General features: G+C 61.8%; 6 protein-coding genes. 3 read left to right on the top strand and 3 right to left on the bottom strand.

Annotated elements, in window-relative coordinates; genetic code table 11:
* Nucleotides 1-197: 197 nt before the first annotated feature.
* The 3 genes from IHQ71_RS03115 to IHQ71_RS03105 are packed head-to-tail and all read left to right on the top strand — an operon-like array spanning nt 198 to nt 5,851.
* Nucleotides 198-1,370 (top strand): glycosyltransferase family 4 protein, encoded by a 1,173-nt coding sequence (locus IHQ71_RS03115; RefSeq protein ID WP_258160429.1) that lies wholly within the window; start codon nt 198-200, stop codon nt 1,368-1,370.
* Nucleotides 1,367-2,512 (top strand): glycosyltransferase, encoded by a 1,146-nt coding sequence (locus tag IHQ71_RS03110; protein WP_258160428.1) that lies wholly within the window; start codon nt 1,367-1,369, stop codon nt 2,510-2,512. The genes IHQ71_RS03115 and IHQ71_RS03110 overlap by 4 nt, the downstream gene beginning before the upstream one ends.
* Nucleotides 2,513-2,527: 15 nt before the next feature.
* Complete coding sequence (locus tag IHQ71_RS03105; RefSeq protein WP_258160427.1) at nt 2,528-5,851, top strand: alpha/beta fold hydrolase; 3,324 nt, start codon at nt 2,528-2,530, stop codon at nt 5,849-5,851.
* A gap of 19 nt (nt 5,852-5,870) precedes the next feature.
* Here IHQ71_RS03105 and dnaJ read toward each other — a convergent pair whose 3' ends face one another.
* The 3 genes from dnaJ to IHQ71_RS03090 form a co-directional block, all read right to left on the bottom strand.
* A complete protein-coding gene (dnaJ, locus tag IHQ71_RS03100) occupies nt 5,871-7,013 on the bottom strand; it encodes a molecular chaperone DnaJ (RefSeq protein WP_258160426.1) in 1,143 nt (380 codons plus the stop codon).
* 154 nt (nt 7,014-7,167) lie between these two features.
* Entirely contained in the window at nt 7,168-9,081 is a 1,914-nt protein-coding gene (dnaK, locus tag IHQ71_RS03095; RefSeq protein WP_258160425.1) for a molecular chaperone DnaK, read from the bottom strand.
* A gap of 256 nt (nt 9,082-9,337) precedes the next feature.
* Complete coding sequence (locus tag IHQ71_RS03090; RefSeq protein ID WP_258160424.1) at nt 9,338-11,647, bottom strand: transglycosylase domain-containing protein; 2,310 nt, start codon at nt 11,645-11,647, stop codon at nt 9,338-9,340.
* Nucleotides 11,648-11,915: the final 268 nt, after the last annotated feature.

Genomic DNA, 11,915 nt, shown 5'->3' with positions numbered 1-11,915 from the left:
GATGACGAGGTTCAATCTCGCAAAATATGGTTAACGGGGGGTAACCAGAATGGCGGGATTTCGAAGCATCGGGTTTCATCCGTGTTTACCATTGGCGGCAAAAAAGCCCCCGTTTCAGCCCTTTGTTAACCGTTGAAGCAGGGTTCAGGCACTAAATCAGGGGCCAACTGGTTCAAAACGCGACGGATGCCGTGGACATGAAGCCTATCGATCACGAGAGCCTCAAAACGGGGGCGGAAGCGGTTGCGCGACCGCTGATCGTGCATGTCGTGCGCCAATTCCTGCCCAATCGCGGCGGATTGGAAGATGTGGTCTTCAATCTTTGCATGCAATCGATCGGCCATGGCTTCCGTGTCCGGGTCGTCACGCTCAATTCGCTGTTCTCCGATCCGAGCCTGCCGCTCGCCGATCGCGAGATCATCGACGGCATCGAGGTGGTCCGCATTCCGTGGCGTGGTTCGAGCCGCTATCCGGTGGCACCATCGGTCCTGGCCCATATCGGCGATGCCGATATCGTGCATGTCCATGCGATCGATTTCTTCTACGACTTCCTGGCGCTCACCCGCCTGATCCACCGCAAGCCGATGATCATCACCACGCATGGCGGCTTCTTTCATACGAGGAAGTTCGCAGGCATCAAGAACGTCTGGTTCCAGACGCTCACGCGCTTTTCCGCCAGCCAGTATGTGGATGTCGTCGGCTGCAGCCGGTCGGACCAGGACACGTTCAAGAAGATTGCGCCTTCCCGGACGCAACTGATCGAGAACGGCACCGACACATCCAAATTCGCCAATGCGTCCTCGACATCGCCGCGCAAGCGGATAGTCACGCTCGGCCGTTTCTCGGTCAACAAGCGGCTGGAACGGCTGATTGCGACCATGGCCATGCTCTGCGCAGCCGATCCCAACTGGCATCTCGATATTCTCGGCGTGCCATCCGACCTCTCGGTATTTGATCTCGAAATGATCATTGCGGACCACGGCCTGTCCGGCAATGTGTTCGTGCGCGCCGGGTTGGACAATGCGGGCATCCGCTCCGCCATGTCGAAAAGCTCGTTCTTCGCCTCGGCATCCGAATATGAAGGCTTCGGCCTCGTGGCAATCGAGACGATGAGCGCCGGCCTTGTTCCGGTATTGGAAGCCAATACCGCCTATGCCACACTTGCCGCGCGCCATTCCGACATCCGTCTTTGCGGCTTCACCGATGCCAAGAGTGCCGCGGACACGATCAGGGAGGCCTATCAGTCGTTGTTGGACGATCCCACGCTGCGTGACCGATTGATGGCGGCAACCGATGCCTATTCTTGGTCCGGTGCTGCAGCTTCCTATTTCGCCCTCTACGACGCTATACTTCAGGGAGCGCGGCGATGACGCGCGTTCTTATCGTCACCGGCCAGCATTTCGCCACCCAGCCGCGCAAGGTCGATCTGCATTTCATGGCCGAGGCGCTGAATGCACGTGGCATCCGGGTCGATTTCCTCAGCATGCGGCTAAGCCTGGTCAGCCGGCTGATGTCGGACGAGCGTTGGGCTTTCGCCAAGACCCGCGCACTCAACCAATGGACCGAAATCACGCCGCTGTTCGGAGAGTTCATCTGGGTCAGTACGGTGCATCCGATCAGCCTTGGCAAGCCGTTGCTCGACATGGTCTCGACGCCGCTCGCCAAGGTCTATGGCCGCCACATTCCCCGCGCCGTGAAGGCGGAACTGTCGGAATACACGCATATCCTGGTGGAAAGCGGCATCTCTATCCTGACCATTCCCGAGATTCGCCGTCTCGCGCCGAAGGCAAGGATCATCTACCACGCCGCCGACCGGCTCTCGACGATCGGGGCGCATCCGGCCGCGCATGCGGTGTTGAGGGAGAGCATCGGCGCGGTGGATCTCGTGCATGTCATGGCCGATGCCATTCGTGGCGACATCCCAGAGGGCGCGCCGACGATCCATCTGCCGCATGGAATTTCACGCGCTATCTTCGACCAGATCACTGGAAGTCCCTACGTCCGTGGGAAGAATGCCGTCAGCGTCGGCGACATGCTGTTTGATGCCGATGTGATCCGCACGCTGGCTACAAGCTATCCCGATTGGACCTTCCATCTGTTCGGGCGACTGGCGCGACTCGAGGACACCCTGCCGAATGTCATCGCCCATGGCGAACGGCCATTCGATGAAGTGGCGGCCTATATCAAGTTCGCCGATATCGGCATCGCGCCCTATCGGCCGAAAGAGGATGCCGACTATCTTAGCCAGTCGAGTCTCAAGATGATCCAGTACAGCTATTGCCGCCTGCCGATTGTCGCACCGCGCTTCGCTGCCGCCGGCCGGGCGCATGTGCTGGCATACGAACCTGGCGATGCCAGCAGCATCCACGCCGCGTTCAAGGCCGCCGCTGAATTCGACCGCTCGGCGATCGATACGTCGAGTGTGTTGAGCTGGGAGGAGAAGACCGCCCGCCTGTTCGATCTCGACAGCGCAACGCCATCATCCCCGCATGCCACACGGCTGAGCGCATAGGAGCGACCGCCGGATATGGCCAAGGGAATCGTTGCAAATTCGGCTCTCAATGCTGCGGCGGGCATGCTGTTGCTGCTGACAGGCTTCGCCTGCTCGATCATCGCCGCGCGCCTGCTCGGACCCGAGGCGAACGGCATCATCGCTTTCTCGCTCTGGCTTGCCACGACTGGCGCGCTGGTCGCCGAACTCGGCACCGGCGTCATCCTGCTCCGGATGCTGCCGCAGCTGCGCGCGCAGGGTTATGATGCGGCCCGCAGGCGGGGCTTTGCGGCTTTCCTGGTTACGCCGACGCTGATTTCGACCGTCATCCTTGCCGTCCTCTACTGGCTGGTCTTCGTCGCATCGGAGGAACTGCACTGGGCGGAGACTGCGCCTTCCATCGCGCTGGTGACGGGAATTCTCTTCATCATCCAGTCGGTCGGCGCCTTCACCAAGAATTACCTGATCGGCGAACAGCGGCTCGACACGTTCCTGAAGCTCACCACCGTCGCATCCGTGCTGCAACTCGTCTCGGTGCTGGCCGGCGCGGTGATCTATGGCGTCGAGGGTGCGTTGGTCGGCTATGCCATCGGCCAGGTGGTGCTGTTTGCCTATACGCTGACGATCATCTTCCAGCGGCGCGACCGCTGCGACGTGCCGACCGCCTTCCTTGTGTCGTCTTCGACCGTGCTCTCGGCGCAGTATCTCGTGGATTCCATCCTCCTCAACCGCATCGAGATCCTCTTCCTGCAGCAGTTCTGGTCGGTGCAAGTGGTGGGCTTCTATGCCGTCAGCCTGTCTCTGGCCAACCTGGCACTGCAATTGCCCGTGCAACTGACGGGCAGCCTGCTGCCATACTATTCACAGCGTAGGCACAGCACCGACGATGCCACGGTGTCGCCGGAAGTGTTCGCCGGCGTCATCCGCGCGCTGTCCTACATCACGCTGCCGATGAGCTTCGGGCTTGCCGCGATTTCGACGGGCCTGGTCTCGGCCGTGTTCGGCGAAGCCTTCCGGCCGGCCGGCAATATCGTGGCATTGCTGGCGCTCTCCGCGCCCGCCTTCGTGCTGATGCAGATCCTGACGCAGTATCTGTTCTCGATGGACCGGACCAGAACGCGCCTCTACGCGGGCATCGCTGGAGGCGGCATCATCGTCATCGGCTGCCTGTTGGCTGTTCCCTGGTTCGGCGGCGAAGGTGCTGCGTTCGCGCGGCTCGCCGGCTTTACCGTCATGTGCCTGATCATGATCCGCGCCACCGGTTTCGGCCGCAGCCTGAGCGGGCTCTACGTTACGCTGGCAAAGGTGTCCGGTGCGTCGCTCATGGTGGCGGGCGCGGCGATGCTTGCCGAATATCTGATCCCCGGACCTGTCGGTATAATTTTCGCAATCGGCGCGGGATTCCTGGTCTATCCGTTGGCATTGCGGATACTCCGCGCAGTTCCGGTGGAAGACGGGCGTGTATTAATCAATATTTCCGGTTCTTTGCCGGGGCGCTTACAACCACTCTTCAAACGTTCTATTCTCTTCGTTACACCGGGGGCGGGAACAGACGTTGGAATGAGCGGCTTGGGGGCAGATCAATCCTTGCAGACGACAGGCGATCCGGCCGAGGGCGCGGGTCGCACCGCAGCCATGCCGGTCGCTTTCGACGGCACTATCGGCCTGTTCACGCCCGAGGACGACAATACCGAAGCGCGGCAAGCCGCCGTTCTTCTGCTGCCGCCCTGGGGCTTCGAGGAAATGTGCACGCGGAAATTCTTCCGCATCCTCTCCGAGCACTTAGCGGCAAACGGCATTCCGAGCCTGCGCTTCGACTATCCCGGCACCGGCGACGCGCCGGGCGGACCGGAAAGCGATCTCGATATCGGCGCCTGGGAAACCGCCGTGCTCGCAGCCGCCGAGCGGCTGAAGAGTCTCTCCGGCCGCGAGCGGGTTATCCTTGTCGGCCAGGGCATCGGCGGGATGCTCGCCCAGCGTCTCGGCGGAGAAATCTCCGGCGTCGATGCGATCGCCCTGCTGGCACCGGCTCTCAATGGCCGCGCCTATCTTCGCGAAGTATCGCTGTGGTCGAAAGTGGTCGATCAGGGACTGGGGCTGAGGGAAGACCAGCGCGACAATGATGGCGTTTCAATCGCCAGCCTCAAGCTGCCCGCCGGGATTGCCGATGCGATCCGCAAGACCAACCTCACGGCGCCACAAGCTACCGTGGCCGGCCAGGTTCTCGTTCTCGAGCGTCCGGTGCGGATGTCGGACACCGGCTTTGCCGATGGCTTGCGCGAACTTGGCGCCCATGTCGTCTTCGACGTGTTCGAGGGCTACGACGACCTCGTTGCCAATCCGACGATCCAGAAAATGCCGATGGAGACGATCGCCAAGCTGATCGGCTGGCTAGGACAAGTCAATCCTGTCGCTACCGGCATACGGACACCCAATGTCGCGTTGCTACCCGCGGAACTCGCCGGCGATGGTTATCGCGAGCGCTTCATGCGGTTCGGCGACAATGACCATCTCTATGGGGTGTTCTGCATGCCCGAGGTCCGGCAGGACGCGGCATCGGTATTGATCCTGACCACCGCCTATGACCGCAGCGCCGGCTGGGGCCGCTCGGGCGTCAACACCGCGCGTGAACTCGCCCGCCACGGCATCGCATCCTTCCGCTACGACACCGCCAATGTCGGCGACAGCGTGCCATTGCCCGAGGCACCACGGCAGATTCTCTATTCGACAACCCAGAACCGCGATGTCGATGCGGCACTCGACCTGATGGAGCAAGAGCTTGGCGGCAAGGTGCTGGTATCGGGCCGTTGCAGCGGCGGCTATCTGGCCCTGCGCAACGCCGTGCGCGACCAGCGCCTCACCGGCGTCGTCTCGGTCAATCCATTCGTGCTTTATTGGGATCCGGAGCGTCCGGTCGATGCCGGGCTGCAATTCGTGCCGCGCAGCCTGGACGACTACGGCCAGCGTTTTGCACGCGTCGAAACGCTGAAGCGCCTGTTCACGGGAGAGATCGATATACCGGCAGCGGGCCGGAACATCGCCATCGCCATCGCCAAGCGGTTGGCGCGGAAGGCGACGCCGCTGGTGCGCCAACTGCCGGGCAACCGCCATATCCACCGCGAGGTGAAAGACTGCTTCCGGACCTTCCAGGAGCGGCAGATCCCGGTCAGCCTGATCTATAGCGAAGGCGATGTGGGACTGGACGACCTGCACCTGCATTTCGGCGAGCAGGGTTCCGGCCTCAGCGGCTATGGCAATGTGAAGCTGACCATGCTGCCGGACACCGACCATAACCTGACGCCGGCGGTTTCCCGCCGGGTGGTGTTCGATGAGATACTGAGGTTGGCCAAGGCCGCTTGAGCAGCCTGAGCGGACACGCTCAATCGCTGAGCGTGTCGAAGAAATCCTTCATCTTGGCGAAGAAGCCGGTCGATTCGGGATTGTTTTCCTTGGACGACAGCGTCTGGAACTCTTCGAGCAGTTCACGCTGGCGCTTGGTGAGTTTCTGCGGCGTTTCCACCACGATCTGCACGTAGAGATCACCCTGCTGGTGCGATCGAAGCACCGGCATGCCCTTGCCCTTGAGGCGGAATTGCTTGGCGGTCGGCGTGCCTTCAGGCACGGTCACGCGCGACTTGGTGCCGTCGAGCGTCGAAATCTCGAACTTGCCGCCGAGGGCCGCCGTCACCATCGGGATGGTGACCATGCAATAGAGATCCGCGCCATCCCGCTTGTAGAAGGAATGCGGCTTGACCGACATGAAGATGTAAAGGTCGCCCGACGGACCACCGCGCAAGCCGGCTTCGCCCTCGCCCTGAAGGCGAATGCGGGTGCCGTCCTCGATGCCGGCGGGAATGTTGACCTGCAGCGAACGCTCTTCGGTGACGCGGCCCTGGCCGTGACATTTGGTGCAGGGATCGGAGATCGTCTGGCCACGACCCTGGCAGGTCGGGCAGGTACGTTCGATCGAAAAGAAGCCCTGCGTCGCACGCACGCGGCCCGAACCGTGGCAGGTCGCGCAAGTGGTGGGCTTGGTGCCCGGCTTGGCGCCATTGCCATGACAGACGTCGCAGGTGATCGAGGACGGCACGCGGATCTGCGCGACCTTGCCCGAATAGGCTTCCTCGAGCGAGATTTCCATATTGTAACGCAGGTCTTCGCCGCGCTCGCGGCCCTGCGACTGGCCACCACCGCCACGACGGCGGCCGCCCATCATCTCGCCGAAAATATCCTCGAAAATATCCGAGAAACCGCCGGCGCCCTGGAAGCCGCCCGCGCCGCCACCGGGACCGCCGCCTTCGAAGGCTGCATGGCCGAACCGGTCATAGGCCGCGCGCTTCTGCGGGTCCTTGAGAAATTCATAGGCCTCGTTGATTTCCTTGAACTTCTTCTCGGCAGCGGCATCGCCCGGATTCTTGTCCGGATGCCATTTCATGGCGAGCTTGCGGAAGGCGCTTTTCAGATCCTTTTCGTCCGCCGTCTTGCTCACACCGAGCGTTTCGTAAAAATCAGCTTTTGCCATTTTTCCTTTACCGGACGCGAGATACGCGTGGACCTTGAATTCTGCGCTCCATGCTCTTTCCCGTGGCAAGGCAGGCTACGCGGGAGACAACGCATGGATGGGAGGAATTGAGAAGGCCTGCAAGAGACTTGCAGGCCCATTTCGACTGCAGCGCTTAGGCCGACTTTTTCTTGTCGTCGCCGCTGACATCCTCGAAGTCGGCATCGACGACATTGTCGTCATCATCCGCACCCGCGCCCTCGGCACCGCCTTCGGCAGCTTGCGCCTCGTACATCGCCTGGCCGAGCTTCATGGATGCTTCCATGAGCGTCTGGGTCTTTGCCTTGACATCGTCCGCGTCGATCTCGGCGCCTTCGGTCGCGGCCTTGAGGGCTTCGATGGCGGCGGTGATCGCGTCGCGGTCGGCCTGGGTGACCTTGTCGCCGTAGTCCTTGAGGGACTTCTCGGTCGAGTGGACCAGGCTTTCGGCCTGGTTCTTGGCTTCGACGCCTTCACGGCGCTTCTTGTCGGATTCGGCATTGGCTTCGGCGTCCTTGACCATCTTTTCGATGTCGGCGTCGGAGAGACCGCCGGATGCCTGGATGCGGATCTGGTGCTCCTTGCCGGTGCCCTTGTCCTTGGCCGAGACGTTGACGATACCGTTGGCGTCGATGTCGAAGGTCACTTCGATCTGCGGCACGCCACGCGGTGCGGGCGGAATGCCGACGAGGTCGAACTGGCCGAGCAGCTTGTTGTCCGAGGCCATTTCGCGCTCGCCCTGGGCGACGCGGATGGTGACGGCCTGCTGGGCGTCTTCGGCGGTCGAGAAGACCTGGCTTTTCTTGGTCGGGATCGTCGTGTTGCGGTCGATCAGGCGGGTGAACACGCCACCCAGCGTTTCGATGCCGAGCGACAGCGGGGTCACGTCGAGGAGCAGAACGTCCTTGACATCGCCCTGCAGAACGCCGGCCTGGATCGCGGCGCCCATGGCGACGACTTCATCCGGGTTCACGCCCTTGTGCGGCTCCTTGCCGAACAGCTGCTTGACGACTTCCTGCACCTTCGGCATGCGGCTCATGCCGCCGACGAGCACGACTTCATCGATCTCGCCAGCCGAGATGCCGGCATCCTTGAGCGCTGCCTTGCAGGGTGCCACGGTGCGCTGCACGAGGTCATCGACCAGGCTTTCGAACTTGGCGCGGGTCAGCTTCATCGTCAGATGCTTCGGACCGGTCGCGTCCGCCGTGATGAACGGCAGGTTGATTTCGGTCTGCTGCGAGGACGAGAGCTCGATCTTGGCCTTTTCGGCGGCTTCCTTGAGGCGCTGCAGAGCGAGCTTGTCGTTCTTCAGTTCGATGCCCTGTTCCTTCTTGAACTCGGCTGCGAGGTACTCGACCAGGCGCATGTCGAAGTCTTCACCGCCGAGGAAGGTGTCGCCGTTGGTGGATTTCACTTCGAAGACGCCGTCGCCGATCTCGAGGACCGAGATATCGAAGGTGCCGCCGCCAAGGTCGTACACCGCGATCGTCTTGCCTTCGCGCTTGTCCATGCCATAGGCAAGGGCAGCAGCCGTCGGCTCGTTGATGATGCGCAGCACTTCAAGACCGGCGATCTTGCCGGCATCCTTGGTGGCCTGACGCTGGGCGTCGTTGAAATAGGCGGGAACCGTGATGACGGCCTTTTCGACCTTTTCGCCGAGATAGGCTTCGGCGGTTTCCTTCATCTTCTGAAGGATCATCGCGGAGATCTGCGAAGGCGAATACCCGGTGCCGCGGGATTCGACCCAGGCGTCACCATTGCCGGCCTTGATGATCTTGTAGGGGACGAGGCCCTTGTCCTTTTCCACGGTCGGATCTTCATAGCGGCGGCCGATAAGGCGCTTGACGGCGAAGACCGTATTTTCCGGGTTGGTGACCGCCTGGCGCTTGGCCGGCTGGCCGACGAGACGCTCGCCATCTTCGGTGAAGGCCACCATGGACGGGGTGGTGCGCGCGCCTTCGGAATTTTCTATAACCTTGGCGTCCTTGCCATCCATCACTGCAACGCAGGAGTTGGTGGTTCCGAGGTCGATACCAATTACTTTAGCCATTCTACTTCTCTCCTCTTAGCAGGCTGCAGGGACCCGGATTTTCGGCGTTCCCCAGCAACCCCCGTATGGATGGTTTCATTACAAATGCTTGAGCATCATGCTGCTCAAGCCGATGGGGGGTATATAAGGAGGCCTTTTTTTCTCTGCAAGGCAGAAGAGCAGGCTAGCCCCTGCAAAATTCACCGTTTCGTGAAGAAAAACGGGGCTATTTGCCAATTGTGCGGTAACGGACGGACAAGACCGCCCGATCGGCCACCTATTCGGCCATCAGGACATCGAGCAGGGTGGAATTCGCCTTCTTCCTGTTCTGGGTGGCGCCGGTGGTTTCGCCGACATCCATGGGCGGCGTAAGGCCGTCATTTGCCGTCTCGTCCTGCCTGCGAATGACATCGCCGACATCGCTCGGCGGCACCATCACCTGGTCGGCGGGCCGTTCATCGGGAACAACCCCGACAGGCTGCTTTTCCACCCTCTTGGCAGGCTTATCCTCACCGAGTGCGTGGCTGATCATCTCAAACAGCGTATCGTCGCTTGCATTGCTGTCAGGTTCGGATTTCACCTCGAGCTCGGGCTGCGGCGCGACATCGGTACCGAGGCCGAAGAGCGGCGCCGGCGAGACGCCATCATGCGCCGCGATCATGAACTGGCTCCAGGCCTTGGCCGGCAGGCCGCCGCCGGTGACCTTCTTCATCGACGTGCCGTCATCGTTGCCGAACCAGACGCCGGTCGTGAGATTGGCGGTGTAGCCAACGAAAAGCGCATCGCGGAAGGATTGCGTCGTGCCTGTCTTGCCGGCCGTCTGCCAGCCGGGCAGCTTGGCATTCTTGCCGGTGCCCCGGGTGATGACGCCGTTCATCATGTAGTTCATCTCGGCGGCGATCTTTTCCGACAGCACGCGCGGCGGCGCGTCATAAGTGTTTTCGTAGAGCACCTTGCCGGTGACGGTGGTGACACGCTTGATGACATGCGGCGTGGCCTTGAAGCCACCATTCATGAAGGGCGCATAGGCCGCGGTCAGTTCCACGAGCGACGTTTCGGATGTGCCGAGCGCGATCGAGGCGTTCTCCTGCATCACCGATTCGATGCCCATGCGATGGGCGACCTTGGCGACATTGTCGGGGCCGGCCTCCATGACAAGCTGGGCGGCGATCGTGTTCAGCGAATTGGCCAGCGCATTCGCCAGCGTCACACGGCCGCGATATTTGTTGTCGTAATTGTCGGGTGTCCACTTGCCGATGCGCACGGGCGCGTCGTTGCGCACGGAATTGGGCAGCAGGCCCTGTTCGAGTGCGGCGGCATAGACGAATGGCTTGAAGGCCGAGCCCGGCTGGCGCTTGGCCTTGAAGGCGCGGTTGAACTGGCTCGCGGCATAATCCCGCCCGCCTACGACCGCGCGGATCGCGCCCGTGCCATCGATGGAGACGAGGGCTGCCTGGCTGGCGTTGAGCTTCTTGCCTTCCTTGTCGAGGGTGACCTTGATCGCCTTTTCGGCCGCCTTTTCCAGCGCCCGGTCGATCGTCGTATCGACAATGATGTCTTCCTTCACGTCGCCGATCAGGCCGGGAAGCTCGTCCATCACCATGTCGGCGGCGTAATGTTCGGCGCCGGTCCAGTAGCTCTTGGCCTTCATCGGCTTGTTGTCGACGGCGGCAACCAGTTCCTCGCGGGAGATGAAGCCCTCTTCCTGCATCGCATTGAGGACGAGCTTGGCGCGTGCCATGGCGCCTTCGGGGTTCTTCGCCGGAGAGAGCGCCGAGGGCGCCTTGAGCAGGCCGGCGAGGATCGCCGCTTCGGTGAGGTTCACGTCGCGCGCGGACTTGTTGAAATAGCGGCGGGATGCGGCCTCGACGCCATAGGAGTTCGAGCCGAAGAAGACCCGGTTGAGATACATGGCAAGGATCTGGTCCTTGGAATATTTGCTCTCCAGCCAGACGGCGAGGAGTACTTCCTGGACTTTGCGCTCGAGCGTGCGCTCCGGCGTCAGGAACATGTTCTTGGCGAGCTGCTGGGTAACCGTCGAGCCCCCCTGCACCATGCGCCCGGCCATGACATTCGACACCATGGCGCGGGTGAAGCCGATCGGATCGAAACCGAAATGCGAATAGAAGCGCCGGTCCTCGATCGCCATAACCGCTTGCGGAATATAAGGCGACATCGCGTCGAGCGGCACAGCTTCGCCGCCGGTCGAGCCGCGATTGGCGAGCAGCACGCCATTCACATCGACGATCTTGATGTTCGGCGGCCGGTCCGGCATCGCCCAGCTGTCGGCGCTCGGCATGCGAGATCCGTAATAGACGACGAGGCCCGCGACGCCCAGTCCGCCCCAGAGGCAGAGGACCAGCGACCAATAGACGGCAGTGCGGATGAAGCCGAAGAAGCCGCCACCTGAACGGCGCGAACGCGTGCGGCTCGATGACGAGCGCGAAGATTTGGAGGATTTGGAAGACTTGGAGGATCGGCCGGAACGGTCACGCGGATCCGCACGCAGGTCGCTGTCGCGTGACCGCTTGCCACCCCCTTCGAACGAAGGCTCGATCCTGTTCCCCGATCGTGACTTACCCGCCATGCCCCTCAAATATCCATATGCCGCCGACGCAAAACGCGTCTGTCCGGGTGAACTTTAAATGTGGCCATTTAAAGGGTCGTTAACTCTGCCGCACCTTCCGCCGATTGCATCGGAATGGGCAAAGAAATCTTCGGGTGATGGCAACTGCGTCTACATCGATCCCGAGATGCAGTAATCCGTTCGCCACTGCCGGGCAAAGCGTCATGACGACGCTTCCGGTGGGCGCGGTGCAGACCAGCCCTCGCAGCATGACGCTCCGGGGGCTGAT

Source organism: Rhizobium sp. TH2, assembly GCF_024707525.1.
GTDB lineage: Bacteria > Pseudomonadota > Alphaproteobacteria > Rhizobiales > Rhizobiaceae > Rhizobium_E.
Note: the sequence above shows the minus strand (reverse complement) of the source record. Positions and strands in the feature narration are given on the sequence as shown.

Coding starts and splice junctions, on each gene's coding strand:
- IHQ71_RS03115 (WP_258160429.1), top strand. CDS start 198: ATGAAGCCTATCGATCACGAGAGCCTCAAAACGGGGGCGGAAGCGGTT.
- IHQ71_RS03110 (WP_258160428.1), top strand. CDS start 1,367: ATGACGCGCGTTCTTATCGTCACCGGCCAGCATTTCGCCACCCAGCCG.
- IHQ71_RS03105 (WP_258160427.1), top strand. CDS start 2,528: ATGGCCAAGGGAATCGTTGCAAATTCGGCTCTCAATGCTGCGGCGGGC.
- dnaJ (WP_258160426.1), bottom strand. CDS start 7,013: ATGGCAAAAGCTGATTTTTACGAAACGCTCGGTGTGAGCAAGACGGCG.
- dnaK (WP_258160425.1), bottom strand. CDS start 9,081: ATGGCTAAAGTAATTGGTATCGACCTCGGAACCACCAACTCCTGCGTT.
- IHQ71_RS03090 (WP_258160424.1), bottom strand. CDS start 11,647: ATGGCGGGTAAGTCACGATCGGGGAACAGGATCGAGCCTTCGTTCGAA.